Genomic DNA, 15757 nt, shown 5'->3' on the forward strand with positions numbered 1-15757 from the left:
TGTTCATGTTAATGGGCTTTGTTAATTTATTGAAATGCATATGAATTTTAACATGGTCCATTAATTGCTCTTTGTTGAACATCCGTACCCATCGCCTAATACCTAGTTATTCATGGACGGGATGGGATGTGATTCAACAAGGAGAATAATAATGTTTAAGCCTCTAACTCTACTATCTGTCTCTGCGCTTGCTGTAACGAGCTTTAACGCTGCCGCGAATTGTGACCCAGGTGAAACGGTCATCAAGTTCAGCCATGTAACGAACGCGGACAAACACCCAAAAGGTATTGCGGCTTCGTTACTTGAAAAACGCGTTAACGAAGAGATGAACGGTAAAGTCTGTATGCAGGTGTTTCCGAACTCAACGCTTTACGATGATGATAAGGTGTTGGAAGCACTACTAAATGGTGATGTTCAACTCGCTGCCCCTTCTCTTTCTAAGTTTGAGAAATTCACCAAAAAGTACCGCCTTTTCGATCTGCCTTTCTTATTCGACGATGTCGACGCTGTTGACCGCTTCCAAAACTCTGAAGCCGGTGAAAAGCTGAAAAACTCAATGAAACGACGTGGTCTACAAGGTATTGCGTTTTGGCATAATGGCATGAAGCAAATGTCAGCCAACAAGCCGCTCATTTCTCCAGCCGATGCTGAAGGGCTTAAGTTCCGTGTTCAAGCTTCGGACGTTCTCGTTGCTCAGTTTGAACAGCTAGGCGCAAACCCGCAAAAAATGTCATTCAAAGAAGTGTACGGTGGCCTGCAAACTAAGGTTATTGATGGTCAAGAAAATACTTGGTCAAACATCTACGGCAAAAAGTTCTTCGAAGTTCAAGATGGCATTACGGAAACGAACCACGGGATTCTGGATTACCTAGTAGTGACGTCAAACGACTTCTGGAAAAACTTACCAGACGATCAGCGCGAGCAGCTAAACACAATCATCCAAGAGGTGACAGCGCAGCGTAATGCTGAGTCGACCAAAGTGAACCTTGCGAACAAAAACAACATCATCGAAGCTGGTGGTGTGGTTCGCACGTTAACGCCAGAACAGCGCCAAGAATGGGTCACTGCACTTCAGCCAGTATGGAAGAAGTTTGAAAAAGACATTGGTTCTGACCTAATTGAAGCCGCTTTGGCTTCTAACCAAAAATAATAACGCCTAGCACGCTTAGCCCTCTCGATTAGAGGGGGCTCTTTTCCCCTACAGACGACGTGATGTAATTATGGAACAGACTTTTTTTGCCAAGGCTGGACGAATCACCGATGCCATTGAAGAGACTTTGATTGCTTTCTTCTTAGGTGCCATGACCTTGTTAACCTTTGCCAATGTCATCTTTCGTTATGTCTTTAACGACAATATTCTTTGGGCGCTTGAGCTCACCGTCTTTATGTTCGCATGGATGGTGTTGGTCGGCGCTTCTTATGGTGTAAAAAAACACTTTCATATTGGTGTTGATGTGATCATCAACATAGTGCCAGAGGGCAAACGAAAAGCCTTAGCGTTATTTGCTGCAATATGCTGTTTAGCCTTCTCTATTTTGCTTTTAATTGGCTCTTGGAACTACTGGTATCCGTTCGCCACAGACCGAGCGTGGTATGAAACGGATGATATTCCCATGCCGGAAATGCTTCAGTTTATGGCGGATTGGTTAAACGAGGGAGAGCGTTACGAAAAGCTGCCACGTTTTATTCCTTATTTCGCTTTGCCACTTGGTATGGCGTTGCTAACGCTGAGATTTGCTCAGGCAACATGGCAAATTGCTACCGGAAAGCACGACCGACTGATTGCAGGGCATGAAGCGGAAGAAGAGCTAGAGGCGCTTCAAGAAGAGATGAGTGATGCCGGTGATCTTATGGCTCCAAAGGCCTCAGACAATTCTAAGAGCAAGGAGCAATAAGCCATGGATATCTTATTTCTATTTTTGATGGTGATTGGCTTCATGCTCGTCGGCGTGCCAATCGCAGTTTCTCTGGGTCTTTCCAGTATTCTTTTCCTTTTGATTCATTCGGATGCGTCTTTGGCGTCTGTTGCTCAAACGTTGTTTAATGCATTTGCTGGACACTACACTCTATTAGCAATTCCATTCTTCATTTTAGCTTCAAGCTTTATGTCGACAGGTGGTGTAGCGAAACGGATCATTCGTTTCGCGATTGCGATTGTAGGCTGGTTCCGTGGTGGTTTAGCGATGGCTTCGGTTGTCGCGTGTATGATGTTTGCCGCGCTGTCAGGTTCATCTCCAGCAACGGTTGTTGCCATAGGTAGCATCGTTATCGCAGGTATGATCAAAAACGGCTACTCAAAAGAGTTTGCGGCCGGCGTAATTTGTAACGCAGGTACACTAGGGATTCTGATTCCGCCGTCTATCGTTATGGTAGTTTACGCTGCCGCGACTGATGTATCAGTTGGACGTATGTTCCTCGGTGGTGTGATACCGGGTTTGTTGGCTGGCGTCATGCTGATGATAGCGATCTATATTGCTGCCCGTATTAAGAACCTGCCAAAACAACCATTTGTCGGTTGGAAAGAGACGTTTGATGCAGCTAAGGATGCAAGCTGGGGCTTGTTGCTGGTGGTGATCATTCTCGGTGGTATTTATGGCGGTATTTTCACCCCAACAGAAGCCGCTGCAGTTGCTGCTGTGTACTCGTTCTTTATTGCCAACTTTGTATACAAAGACATGGGGCCATTTGCTGATAAGCAAAATACTAAGCCTGCGTTAGTCAAAATCTTCCAAACCTTCGTTCATAAAGACACCAAACACACGCTTTATGAAGCGGGTAAACTCACCATCATGCTGCTTTTCATTATTGCCAATGCGTTAATTTTGAAGCACGTTCTCACGGAAGAACGCATCCCGCAAATGATCACAGAGTCGATGATGTCAGCTGGTCTAGGACCAATCACCTTCTTGATTGTGGTGAACGTATTGCTGTTGATTGGTGGTCAGTTTATGGAACCATCAGGCTTATTGATCATTGTTGCACCACTGGTGTTCCCGATTGCGATAGCACTGGGGATCGACCCAATTCACTTAGGTATTATGATGGTGGTGAATATGGAGATAGGTATGATAACACCACCTGTTGGGCTTAACTTGTTTGTTACTGCAGGTGTCGCCAAAATGTCGATGATGAATGTAGTAAAAGCCGCACTGCCATGGGTGGCGGTGATGTTCCTATTCCTCATTATTGTAACGTACGTGCCATGGGTGTCGACTTGGTTACCAACCACCTTGATGGGGCCAGAAATCATTACTAAGTAATGGCACCAGATATTTGAAGAAAAACAAAAGAGGTGTGATGATTCACACCTCTTCGTCTATGGGTTTGTAGCTAGGCCTACGAGGGTCTGGGTGGACTCGCCGCTCGTAGCTTCGCCACTTCTTTTTATTCTTGCGCCGCTCCTCGCCTGAACGTCTCTCTTCTTGATATTGCCCGTCTACCATCACGGTATCTGTAATGATCGGTATTCTCACTTTCTCGTTCATATCCGTAACAACCATGATGAATCAATTATTAAAAATTATGATTCAAGTTGGATATAATACCAATCCTTGAGAATCGTTTTATTTATAGAGCTCTTTATCTATTTGATAGCGTTGCATTTTGTCATACAGAGTTTTTCTAGGCACATTCAATTGTGCCATTGTCTGTTTAATGCTGCCGTTATTTTCCAGTAATGCGCCTTCAATGGCTGCTCTCTCGAACTCTGCTACTTGTTCTGCAAGACTTGAAGAAGGCTTGGCAACCGGAGTCGATTCTCCTAACTGAATTAATTTACCCAATAGCACGAAACGCTCTGCTGCATTTCTTAGCTCGCGAACATTGCCTGGCCAGTCATGGTTCATCAGTTGGGCGAGGTCGTGGGATGACAAGCTAGGAGAGCTTTTACCGTAACGTGAAGCCGCTACCAATAGGAAATGATGGAAGAGGGCAGGGATGTCTTCTTTCCGTTCACGCAGTGGCGGGAGATCTAAGGTAACCACATTCAGTCGATAGTAAAGATCTTGGCGAAAGGTTCCCTCTTCAGCAGCGCGTTTCAAATCGACTTTGGTTGCGGCAATTACTCGAATATCTAAGGGCAAGAGTTCATTCGAGCCGACACGCTCAATCACACGCTCTTGCAGTACTCTCAGTAAACGGATTTGGGCTTGGATTGGCATTGACTCGATTTCATCCAAGAAAAGTGTACCGCCTTGAGCAAATTCAAACTTACCGATACGGCGGCTTTCTGCGCCAGTAAATGCGCCTTTTTCATGCCCGTAGAGTTCGCTCTCAATCAAATTCTCTGGTACTGCACCACAATTTACTGCGACAAAGTTTTGGTTCCGCCGAGAGCTTTGCTCATGCAAAGAGCGGGCGATTAACTCTTTACCTGTACCAGTCTCGCCAAACAATAAGATATCTGCATCAGTATCGGCGATGTGAGCAATGGTTTCGCGTAACATTTGAATGCTAGACGTTTCTCCGATAACACGAGGTCCGAGCGTTTTACTTGCCTTGAGAGACAGGCGTAACTTCTCGTTTTCAACCGTTAATTGGCGCTTCTCAATGGCGCGCTTGACGGTTTCAACTAGGTGCTCTGGTGGGAATGGCTTTTCGATAAAATCATACGCTCCTTGGTGTAACGCATTAACCGCCATTGAGATATCGCCATGACCAGTAATCATAATCACGGGAAGATGGGTGTCTTTTCGTACAAGGGTATTCAGTAAATCCATCCCTGAAATACCGGGTAAGCAAATATCGGTAATCACCACACCTGGCTCGGCTCCCTGCTTAATGGCGAGTAAGGCAGATTCAGCGTCTGGAAAGAATGTGGCATCGATATCTGCCAATTCAAACGTTTGTTCTATTGCCAGTCTAAGATCGGCTTCATCATCAATAAAAAACACCTGACACATGATCTCATCCTTTTGATTGTTCTGTGTTGTTAGGAGCGATAGGTAAACACAATGAAAATCGAGCTCCGCCTTGTTCTCGATTTTGGGCACATAATCTTCCGTTCATACTGGCTAAGATTTGTTGCGAGATAGAGAGCCCTAAACCTAACCCATTTTGTTTGGTAGTTAGGAAAGGCTCACATAAGTCCGAAAGTGAGAAATCTCCAAGCCCTGGACCATTGTCATCTACATGAATCCAAATCAAACCGGCATGTTCGTCTTGCTCTACGGATAACTGTACTTGTTTGTCTTGTTGCTCTTTGAGAGCCTCTATCGCATTGGTCAGCAGATTAACCAACACTTGTTCAAGTTGAATGATATTGATCTGAACTTCAACATCGTGCTCTGGTACCTGCATTTCTAGTGTGACACGTGCAGATTTAAGTGCGGGTTTCATCAGTTCTTTGACTGAGGCAATTACTGGAAACAAACGAGATTGAGCCAGCTCGTTTCCACTGGTTTTTTTAGCGAAAGAACGAAGCTGCTGACTGATGTTTGCCATACGATCAGTGAGGGCTGAGATGCGAGTTAGATTATCTTCCACTCGCTCATATTTTTCTTTTTGGAGGAACAGCTTGCCGTTTTCAGCAAAGCTGCGAATGGCCGCAAGTGGATTATTCAGTTCATGACTGATACTGGCTGACATTTGCCCTAATACTGCTAGTTTCGCAGCTTGAACGAGTTCGTCTTGCGTTAGGCGAAGTGTTTGTTCGGTTTCTATTCTCTGGGCGATTTCTGCTTGCAATTCTGCGGTGCGAGCCATGACTTGATATTCAAGTTTTTGATTGGCCTCTTGTTGAATTCTCTCAAGTTGTAAGTGGCGTTGTTGACGGTGATAGATGAGCTGGCCAATTAAAAACAACACGGTGAATGCAAGAGTAAGTACAAAAATGTAACCCATTGTGAGCCAGACGATAGACTGCTTAGGAGATAGTACACGGATGGTCAGCTTGAGCTCTGGTAGGGGCAACGAAGAGACCACCAAGGTCCCTTTGTTATATGGGTAACCTTGTTTTAGCTCAGAATGCGTTTCCTCCACATTGCCCACCAATCCTAGAGTTTCAATTGGCTCATCAAGGTATTGTCGGCTTGCCCAAACTTGTTTTCTTTCATTCTCAGTCAGTGGTTGTAAGCTTTTGAGTAGCCAATCACTTCGGCTACTCATGAAAACAATCCCGTGCGGATCGCTCGCGACGAACACACTATTTGGCTGCTGCCAGTTGTCTTCTATCTTACTCAAGTCCATCTTAACCACGACCACACCAAGGACGCCGCCCGCGTATATGATCGGATAAGAATAGTAGTAGCCACGCTTACCCGAAGTCGAACCAAGCGCGTAGTATTGGCTTCGTTCCCCAACGATTGCTTGTTTGAAATAAGGGCGGAACGCAAAATTTCGTCCAATAAAAGATCGCTCTTTACGCCAGTTGCTGGCCGCGACCGTCGTACCCCATTGATCGATTAAATAGGTATCTGCCGCTTCAATCACGTCATTAACGGATTCTAAATACCGATTGGTGAGTTCCAGTTGGGCACTGTTATTTGGATGCAGTAACGCTTGATGGAGAGGGTCATCTTTGGCCAGAAGGTTAGGGATATGGGCGTATTTATCGAGTTTGTTTTTAATATGACTAGAAAATTGCTCAAGTTGGGACTGGTGTTTATCAAGCAATGATTGATAACTAGTCTGCCAAACCCAATGACCACCTATGATTGCGCAAAGGAAATAGAAGGCAAAAAAAGTCAGCAGAATCCGGTTTTTTTGCGACATCCTTACACTCCTTAAACCTTTCCTTTGGTCACGTAAGAAAATGTTAATAGTTTGTAGGGAGGATTAGGGATTTAGTTTTCAACTCTGTGGAGTAAAACAAGAGCAAGATCTCTTTTTAGGCTTTTCGATAAAAAAACCGGTCGATTCTCTTGAAAAAGTCGCTATTGTCCCCATTCTAGATATGCTGACGATACTTAGATGGTGTTTGAATCGCATTTTTGAAGAAAAAATGGGTCAGCATTCGAGAATTTAGCGCAGACAATGTCCACATAGTGGCTATTGGCTCGACAGGGTTGCGACAGATCGCTAGAATGTCGCGTCTAAAAATTCTGTCCTGAGGCTAATAGGAGATACCTTTGGTAATTTTATCGAAGATATCACTGATTAGTCCGGTACTGACAAACAGTATCGATACTCGATTTAAATTAGGTGTTCGGACAGAACACTACACAAGGATGAAGCGTAAGCTCCGCTGAGTTTCGCTCATACGCTCGGAAAACCGAGCCACTTTAGAGGTTTATATATAATGCAAGTTACTGTTGAAACGCTAGAGGGCCTAGAGCGCCGTCTAAACATTACTGTTCCAGCTGCAAACATCGAAGACGCTGTAACAGCTGAACTACGCAACATCGCTAAAAACCGTCGTTTCGATGGTTTCCGTAAGGGTAAAGTGCCTCTAAAAATGGTTGCTAAGATGTACGGCAAAGCAGTACGTCAAGACGTTCTTGGTGAAGTTATGCAACGCCACTTCATCGAAGCTATCGTTAAAGAGAAAATCAACCCAGCTGGCGCTCCAACTTTCGCTCCTGTAGAAAACAAAGAAGGTTCAGACCTAGTTTTCACTGCAACTTTTGAAGTTTACCCAGAAGTTGAGCTTAAAGGCCTAGAAAACATCACTGTTGAAAAACCGCTAACTGAAGTTAAAGACGCAGACGTAGAAGAGATGATCGATACTCTACGTAAGCAACAAGCTACTTGGGTTGAAGTTGAAGAAGCAGCAGAAGATGGCAAACGCGTAAGCATTGACTTCGTTGGTTCTATCGACGGTGAAGAATTCGAGGGCGGTAAAGCTGAGAACTTCCCACTAGAAATGGGCGCTGGTCGCATGATTCCTGGTTTCGAAGACGGTATCGCAGGTAAAACTGCAGGTATGGAATTCGACATCGATGTGACTTTCCCAGAAGATTACCACGCTGAAAACCTAAAAGGTAAAGCAGCTAAGTTCGCAATCAAAGTGAACAAAGTTGAAGCTCGTGAACTACCAGAACTAAACGACGAGTTCGTTGCTAAGTTCGGTGTTGTTGAAGGCGGTGTTGAAGCACTTAAAGCTGAAGTTCGTAAAAACATGGAACGCGAGCTTAAGCAAGCTGTTAAGAACCGCATCAAAGAGCAAGCGATTGACGGTCTAGTTGAGCAAAACGACATCAACGTACCATCAGCGCTTATCGAGCAAGAAATCCAAGTTCTACGTCAACAAGCTGCACAACGCTTCGGTGGTAACCCAGAAGCTGCTGCTCAGCTTCCACGTGAGCTGTTCGAAGAGCAAGCTAAACGTCGCGTAGTAGTTGGTCTTCTACTAGGTGAAGTAATCAAGTCTGAAGAGCTAAAAGCGGACGACGAGAAAGTTAAAGCTCTAATTGAAGAAATGGCTACTGCATACGAAGACCCATCAGAAGTTATTGCTTACTACGAGCAAAACGAAGAAATGATGAACAACATGCGCAATGTAGCTCTAGAAGAGCAAGCAATCGACGCGATCATCGCTAAAGCACAGGTTTCTGAGAAAGAAGTAGGCTTCAACGAGCTACTTAACCAACAACAACCTGCTGCTTAATAAGCAATATCTTGCGTAGAAGGTTGACTTAACGTTAACTATTCTGCTAACAATGGTCCGTATGATAGTCATCATCCGGGCCATTTATTTTAGGGACATAAGAATATGAGCTACCAAGAAAAAAATGCAATGTCGCCAATTATGGACGCGCTAGTACCAATGGTGGTTGAACAAACTTCCCGCGGCGAACGCTCTTACGACATCTACTCACGTCTGCTGAAAGAGCGCGTGATTTTTTTAACGGGTCAAGTGGAAGACCACATGGCAAACCTTGTCGTGGCTCAGCTACTTTTCCTAGAATCTGAAAATCCAGATAAAGATATTTTCCTATACATCAACTCGCCAGGTGGCAGCGTAACAGCTGGTATGTCTATCTACGATACCATGCAGTTTATTAAGCCAAATGTGAGCACTGTATGTATGGGTCAAGCATGTTCAATGGGTGCCTTCCTGTTAGCAGGTGGTGCGCCAGGTAAGCGTTACGTACTGCCTAACTCTCGTGTAATGATCCACCAACCATTGGGTGGTTTCCAGGGTCAAGCTTCTGATATCCAAATCCATGCTCAGGAAATCCTGACCATTAAGCAGAAGCTAAACAAGTTGTTAGCAGAACATACTGGCCAACCTCTTGAAGTCATTGAGCGCGATACTGATCGTGATAACTTCATGTCATCAGAGCAGGCTGTGGAATACGGTATCGTGGATGCAGTGTTAAGCCACCGCGGCGAGTAATTAGCCAGCGCATTTTGGCAAAAATTGATATACACTCATTCATGAAGAGTAAAGGCTAAGAGGTTAGCGAATGACAGATAAAAGCAAAGAAAGTGGCAGCGGTAAATTGCTGTACTGTTCTTTCTGCGGCAAAAGTCAGCACGAAGTTCGCAAGCTAATCGCAGGTCCGTCAGTGTACATTTGCGACGAGTGTGTCGACTTATGTAACGATATTATTCGCGAAGAAATCAAGGATGTTCTCCCTAAGAAAGAATCTGAAGCGTTACCAACGCCAAAACAGATCCGTGAACACCTTGATGACTATGTGATCGGGCAAGATTACGCGAAAAAAGTGCTCGCAGTTGCGGTATATAACCACTACAAGCGTTTACGCAATGGTGATACAACGAGTGAAGGTGTGGAGCTTGGTAAAAGTAACATCCTTCTAATTGGCCCAACAGGTAGCGGTAAAACACTACTTGCTGAGACATTAGCTCGATTCTTGGATGTGCCATTTACAATGGCAGACGCAACCACACTAACCGAGGCTGGTTATGTGGGTGAAGACGTTGAAAACATCATCCAAAAGCTTCTGCAAAAATGTGATTACGATGTAGCTAAAGCTGAACGCGGCATCGTTTACATTGATGAAATTGATAAAATTTCACGCAAAGCTGAAAACCCATCTATTACGCGTGACGTATCTGGTGAAGGTGTTCAGCAGGCGCTACTAAAACTTATCGAAGGTACGGTTGCTTCGGTTCCACCTCAAGGTGGTCGTAAGCACCCTCAGCAAGAATTCCTACAAGTGGACACGTCGAAGATCCTGTTCATCTGTGGTGGTGCATTTGCTGGCCTAGATAAGGTGATTGAGCAGCGTGTTGCAACAGGTACAGGTATTGGCTTCGGTGCTGAAGTTCGTTCTAAAAACGAATCGAAGACCGTGGGTGAGCTATTTACTCAGGTTGAGCCTGAGGATTTAGTGAAGTACGGACTCATTCCAGAATTCATTGGTCGTCTTCCTGTGACAACAACACTGACTGAGCTTGATGAAGAAGCGTTGATTCAGATCCTATGTGAACCGAAGAACGCATTAACCAAGCAATACGCAGCATTGTTTGAGCTTGAAAACGCCGAACTTGAGTTCCGAGAAGATGCGCTGCGCGCTATCGCTAAGAAAGCAATGGAGCGTAAAACAGGTGCTCGTGGTTTACGCTCGATCCTTGAAGGCGTATTACTGGAAACCATGTACGAACTGCCATCTGCGACAGACGTAAGTAAGGTCGTGATTGATGAGTCCGTCATCAATGGTGAGTCAGAGCCATTGCTTATTTATAGCAACTCAGACAATCAGGCCGCTGGAGCAGAATAAATTCAGCCGTAATGAAAAAGGAGGTAAGTAATTACCTCCTTTTTTTATTTCTCTTATTGAATCCAAACAATTAGCCCCCATATAAATCGATAAGTAATACGTAAACGTGAAAGCGGAAGAGAGAATTATATGAACTTGGAACGTTCCGAGCGTATCGAGATCCCGGTACTACCTCTACGTGACGTAGTGGTCTACCCGCACATGGTTATTCCATTGTTTGTTGGTCGTGAGAAATCGATTAGCTGTTTAGAAACGGCGATGGAAACCAACAAACAAGTTCTTCTTGTGGCACAAAAGCAAGCTGATACTGATGAGCCTACGGTTGACGACCTATTTGAAGTAGGTACGGTAGCCACCATTCTCCAGCTACTGAAGCTTCCGGATGGCACAGTAAAAGTACTGGTTGAAGGCCAGCAACGTGCGAAAATCAATCACTTTAAAGAGAGTGACTTCTTCCTAGCGGAAGCGGAATTTGTGGTTACGCCAGAATTGGATGAGCGTGAGCAAGAAGTGATTGTTCGCAGTGCGATCAATCAGTTTGAAGGCTTTATTAAGCTAAACAAGAAGATTCCACCAGAAGTTCTCACCTCACTCAACGGTATCGACGAAGCGGCTCGCTTAGCGGATACTATTGCAGCTCATATGCCGTTGAAGCTGGTGGATAAGCAGCAAGTACTTGAAATTGTTGATGTCACTGAGCGTCTGGAATTCCTAATGGGCCAGATGGAATCAGAGATCGATTTGCTGCAAGTTGAAAAACGCATTCGTGGTCGCGTTAAAAAGCAAATGGAAAAATCTCAGCGTGAGTACTATCTGAATGAGCAAATGAAAGCGATTCAGAAAGAACTTGGTGAGATGGAAGACGCACCAGACGAGTTCGAAACGCTGCAGAAGAAGATTGACGAATCAAAAATGCCTCAAGAGGCACGTGAAAAGACTGAGCAAGAGCTGCAAAAGCTTAAGATGATGTCTCCAATGTCTGCCGAAGCAACAGTGGTTCGTAGCTACATCGATTGGATGGTCAGCGTGCCTTGGGCTAAACGCTCAAAAGTTAAGAAAAATTTAGCGAAAGCAGAAGAGATTCTTAATGAAGACCACTACGGTCTAGAGCGCGTAAAAGAGCGTATTCTTGAATACTTGGCGGTTCAAAACCGAATCAATAAGTTAAAAGGTCCAATCCTTTGTCTTGTTGGTCCTCCAGGTGTGGGTAAAACGTCTCTTGGTCGTTCAATTGCTTCTGCTACAGGTCGTAAGTACGTTCGTATGGCGCTGGGTGGTGTACGTGATGAAGCAGAAATTCGCGGTCACCGCCGTACTTACATTGGCTCATTGCCAGGTAAATTAATCCAGAAGATGTCGAAAGTTGGCGTGAAGAACCCATTGTTCTTATTGGACGAAATCGACAAAATGTCTTCAGATATGCGCGGCGATCCGGCATCAGCGCTACTAGAGGTACTTGATCCTGAACAGAATAACTCGTTCAACGATCACTACTTAGAAGTGGATTACGACCTTTCTGACGTTATGTTCGTTGCAACCTCGAACTCAATGAACATTCCAGGTCCATTGTTAGACCGTATGGAAGTTATTCGTTTATCTGGTTACACCGAAGACGAGAAGCTGAACATTGCAAAACGTCACCTTGTTGATAAGCAAGTGAAGCGCAATGGTCTAAAACCGGATGAAATCATCATTGAAGACTCTGCGATTATTGGCATCATCCGTTACTACACTCGTGAAGCGGGTGTTCGTAACTTAGAGCGTGAGATTTCTAAGATCTGCCGTAAAGCCGTGAAGAACATCTTGTTGGATAAAGACATCAAGTCAGTAACGGTAACGATGGACAACCTAAAAGAGTACTTGGGTGTTCAACGTTTCGATTACGGTAAAGCGGATGAAAGTAACCGAATTGGTCAAGTGACAGGTCTAGCTTGGACAGAAGTGGGTGGCGATCTGCTAACGATTGAAACTCAATCCATGCCAGGTAAAGGTAAGCTGACGCAAACGGGTTCTCTTGGTGACGTGATGCAAGAGTCTATCCAAGCCGCAATGACAGTCGTTCGCTCTCGTGCAGAAAAACTGGGTATCAACACTGACTTCTACGAGAAGAAAGATATTCACGTGCACGTACCGGAAGGCGCGACGCCAAAAGATGGCCCAAGTGCGGGTACTGCAATGTGTACTGCTTTGGTTTCAGCTCTGACAGGTAACCCTGTGAAAGCAGAGGTAGCGATGACGGGTGAAATCACACTGCGTGGTGAAGTCCTACCTATCGGTGGCCTAAAAGAGAAGTTACTTGCGGCACACCGTGGCGGCATTAAGACTGTGCTAATTCCAAAAGACAACGAGCGTGATTTGGAAGAGATTCCTGATAATGTTATCGCTGATCTGGAAGTCATCCCTGTACAGTGGATTGATGAAGTACTGAAAGTCGCACTAGAGCGAGACCCGACGGGCGTTGAGTTTGAGTCTCAAAAATAGTGATGTGCAGCAAAAATAAGTAAAAGTTTACGCTGATAAGTCTAAAAAGGCTTGTCAGCGTTTTTTTTGGGCGCTAAGTTAGTTTCGATAGCTGCCAGCCCTTGACGAATAAGGGATGGAGCATATTTTCTTAACAATGGAACGAAAGTCATCACAAAAATAATCACAGATGACACAAAGGGGAAATTACAGTGAATAAAACTCAGTTAGTAGAACAAATCGCAGAAAATGCAGACATTTCTAAAGCGTCAGCGGGTCGTGCTCTAGATGCATTCATCGAAGCAGTAAGCGGTACTCTTCAGTCTGGTGATCAAGTTGCTCTAGTTGGCTTTGGTACATTTAGCGTTCGTACTCGTGCTGCACGTACTGGTCGTAACCCAAAAACTGGTGAAGAAATCCAAATCGCAGAAGCAAAAGTACCAGCTTTTAAAGCTGGTAAAGCACTGAAAGACGCTTGTAACTAATCACAGCGTTAATTCTGTAACCGGCCATTTGCTTAACTTTTGCTCAAACAATAAGTTTCGAACAAAAATTTACAAACTTCGAGCCGAACTTTCTTAAATTATGCGCATCATACTGATGCGCATTTCTTTTTCTGATATTATTGCGCCATTATTTCTATTAGATAGAAGCAGTAGGCTTCAATTGTGGAGAGCAGTTAAATTATGATGGATCGACTACGCGAAGGCGTGAATAGCATCGCGGTCAAAATTATCCTTGGGCTTATCATCCTGTCTTTCGTATTTGCAGGTGTAGGTAGCTACATCGTTAGTGGTAACAACAACTCTGCAGCGAAAGTCGGTAACACTGAGATTCCTCGTGGTGAGTTCGAGATGGCATACCAAAATGAGCGTAACCGTATGCAAGCTCAGTTGGGTGACTACTTCTCTCAAATGCTGGCTGACCCTGCATATGTTGAATCTTTCCGCAAATCCGTTTTAGATCGAATGATCAATGACGTGTTGCTTGACCAACAAGCAGAAGCTTTAGGTCTGCGAATCAGCGACACCCAAGTTCGTAGCATGATTCTAGACATGCCTCAATTCCAATCTAATGGTCAGTTCGATCAAGAGATCTATCAAGCTTCTCTGCGTCGTGCAGGCTTTTCGCCAGACTCTTTTGCTGAGTACATGCGTCGTGAATTGGTTCGTGAACAACTGCTGAATGCACTACAAAACAGTGAATTTATTCTGCCAGGTGAAGTACAGGCAGAAGGTAAGCTGTTCACTCAAACTCGTGATATTCGCACGATTAAAATCGACTTAGCAGAGTTTGCGAAAAACATTGAATTGACTGACGAAGAAATTCAACAGTACTACAAAGCAAACCCTGACAACTTTACTCGCCCAGAGCAGGTTAAAGTCGCGTATATCGAACTGTCTGCTGAAGCGCTAAAGGAACAAGTTAATGTTTCTGATGCTGAGGTGAAAAAGTACTACGAAGAGCACTTAAACAAATACTCTTCAGAAGAGCAGCGTCGTGTCGCTCATATTCTTGTAGAAGGGGACGATGAAGCAAAAGCGCAGGCTATCCTAGATGAGCTAAATGCGGGTGCAGATTTTGCGACGCTTGCTCAAGAGAAATCTGACGATTTTGGCAGCGCTGAAAACGGTGGTGACTTAGGTTGGATAGAGCGTGATGTGATGGACCCTGCTTTTGAAGATGCGGCATTCGCGTTGAAGAATCCAGGCGATACGTCGGGTCTAGTAAAGTCGGACTTTGGTTACCATATTATCAAGCTTGAAGAGCTAAAAGACTCTGTGGCGAAGCCATTTGAAGAAGTAGCCGCTGAAATCAAACAAGAAATGGTTGACCAACAAGCGGTTGATCAATTCTACGAGCTACAAAGCGAACTTGAGCGCGTAGCGTTTGAATACCCAGACTCATTGTATGACGCTTCTCAAGCCGTTAACCAAGAAGTGAAGACAACGGACTTTATTTCTCAGGTTGACGCACCTGAAGTGCTTCGTAACCCTGCGGTAATGCAAGCAATCCTTAGCCCTGAAGTAAAAGAAGATGGCTTAAACTCTGAAGCTATCGAAGTTGCACCTGAACATATTATTGTTGTTCGTGTTGAAGATGCACGTGATGAGACGGTTCTTCCACTAGAAGAAGTGAAAGATCAGGTTATTGCAGAGCTTTCTCGCGTTAAGGGTGAGCAAGATGCGATGGAACTTGGTACACAGGTTGTTGCTGCATTGAAAGAAGGTAAGACAGATGTGCTTACTGAAAACAACCTTGCATTTGGTGAACAAGAGACAGTAGATCGCCGTTCTCCGTTGGCAACAACGGTATTCGCGATGGCAAAACCAGTCGATGGTAAGCCAGTATATGGTCAGTCTAAAGATCTTGAAGGTAACATTGTTATCATCGAGCTTGATGCTGTAAATGCTGAGCTAGATAGTGATTTAGAAGAGCAAGTTGCGATGCAAATGCAGCGAGCATCTTCTCAGCAAGACCTATCATCTGTGCTAGCTGTACTGCGCGCAAACACTGACATTGAGTACTTTATTGTGAGCAACTAAGCACAATTAGTGTAATTTGCATGTTAACTAAAACGGACCGCATAAGCGGTCCGTTTTATTTTTGTCTTTATTAACTTCAATCATCAATAAGCATTACTTAAATTAGTGCGCGTTTAAGTGATA

Annotated in this window: 12 protein-coding genes and 1 pseudogene; 10 read left to right on the forward strand and 3 right to left on the reverse strand. The window is 44.5% G+C overall.

The features are described 5' to 3' along the window. Positions 1-151: 151 nt before the first annotated feature. The 3 genes from MTR11_RS05240 to MTR11_RS05250 all read left to right on the forward strand — a co-directional run bounded on the left by MTR11_RS05240 (position 152) and on the right by MTR11_RS05250 (position 3260). Positions 152-1150: a TRAP transporter substrate-binding protein gene (locus MTR11_RS05240; RefSeq protein WP_005390503.1), complete on the forward strand. Its 999-nt coding sequence runs from the start codon at positions 152-154 to the stop codon at positions 1148-1150. A gap of 70 nt (positions 1151-1220) precedes the next feature. Beyond that, a complete protein-coding gene (locus MTR11_RS05245; RefSeq protein WP_243327096.1) occupies positions 1221-1895 on the forward strand; it encodes a TRAP transporter small permease in 675 nt (224 codons plus the stop codon). Positions 1896-1898: 3 nt separating this feature from the next. Continuing rightward, positions 1899-3260 (forward strand): TRAP transporter large permease, encoded by a 1362-nt coding sequence (locus MTR11_RS05250; RefSeq protein WP_114322558.1) that lies wholly within the window; start codon positions 1899-1901, stop codon positions 3258-3260. A 42-nt stretch (positions 3261-3302) separates the two neighbouring features. Here MTR11_RS05250 and MTR11_RS05255 read toward each other — a convergent pair whose 3' ends face one another. The 3 genes from MTR11_RS05255 to MTR11_RS05265 form a co-directional block, all read right to left on the reverse strand. Beyond that, positions 3303-3485 carry a hypothetical protein gene (locus MTR11_RS05255; RefSeq protein WP_041853050.1) on the reverse strand — a complete coding sequence of 61 codons (183 nt, stop codon included), beginning with the start codon at positions 3483-3485 and terminating at the stop codon, positions 3303-3305. A 78-nt stretch (positions 3486-3563) separates the two neighbouring features. Beyond that, positions 3564-4901 (reverse strand): sigma-54-dependent transcriptional regulator, encoded by a 1338-nt coding sequence (locus MTR11_RS05260; protein ID WP_005390512.1) that lies wholly within the window; start codon positions 4899-4901, stop codon positions 3564-3566. Positions 4902-4905: 4 nt separating this feature from the next. Then, positions 4906-6711, reverse strand: a complete 1806-nt coding sequence (locus MTR11_RS05265; protein ID WP_243327097.1) for a sensor histidine kinase — start codon at positions 6709-6711, stop codon at positions 4906-4908. A 40-nt stretch (positions 6712-6751) separates the two neighbouring features. Here MTR11_RS05265 and MTR11_RS05270 point away from each other — a divergent pair. The 7 genes and pseudogenes from MTR11_RS05270 to ppiD all read left to right on the forward strand — a co-directional run bounded on the left by MTR11_RS05270 (position 6752) and on the right by ppiD (position 15634). Further along, positions 6752-6964 (forward strand): annotated as a pseudogene (locus MTR11_RS05270) (hypothetical protein). A gap of 273 nt (positions 6965-7237) precedes the next feature. Next, complete coding sequence (gene tig / locus MTR11_RS05275; RefSeq protein ID WP_005390526.1) at positions 7238-8545, forward strand: trigger factor; 1308 nt, start codon at positions 7238-7240, stop codon at positions 8543-8545. Between the two features lie 105 nt (positions 8546-8650). Then, on the forward strand, positions 8651-9277 hold the full coding sequence (gene clpP, locus MTR11_RS05280; RefSeq protein WP_005382347.1) for an ATP-dependent Clp endopeptidase proteolytic subunit ClpP: 627 nt from the start codon (positions 8651-8653) through the stop codon (positions 9275-9277). Positions 9278-9347: 70 nt separating this feature from the next. Next, a complete protein-coding gene (gene clpX, locus MTR11_RS05285; protein ID WP_005390528.1) occupies positions 9348-10628 on the forward strand; it encodes an ATP-dependent protease ATP-binding subunit ClpX in 1281 nt (426 codons plus the stop codon). Positions 10629-10757: 129 nt separating this feature from the next. Beyond that, positions 10758-13109 (forward strand): endopeptidase La, encoded by a 2352-nt coding sequence (gene lon / locus MTR11_RS05290; RefSeq protein WP_005390529.1) that lies wholly within the window; start codon positions 10758-10760, stop codon positions 13107-13109. Positions 13110-13300: 191 nt separating this feature from the next. Next, the gene (locus MTR11_RS05295) at positions 13301-13573 is read left to right on the forward strand and encodes an HU family DNA-binding protein (protein WP_005382341.1); all 273 of its coding nucleotides are present in this window, start codon (positions 13301-13303) and stop codon (positions 13571-13573) included. Between the two features lie 201 nt (positions 13574-13774). Next, complete coding sequence (gene ppiD / locus MTR11_RS05300; RefSeq protein WP_243327098.1) at positions 13775-15634, forward strand: peptidylprolyl isomerase; 1860 nt, start codon at positions 13775-13777, stop codon at positions 15632-15634. Positions 15635-15757 lie beyond the last annotated feature (123 nt).

This window comes from Vibrio sp. CCB-PB317 (assembly GCF_022808245.1).
Classification (GTDB): domain Bacteria; phylum Pseudomonadota; class Gammaproteobacteria; order Enterobacterales; family Vibrionaceae; genus Vibrio; species Vibrio diabolicus.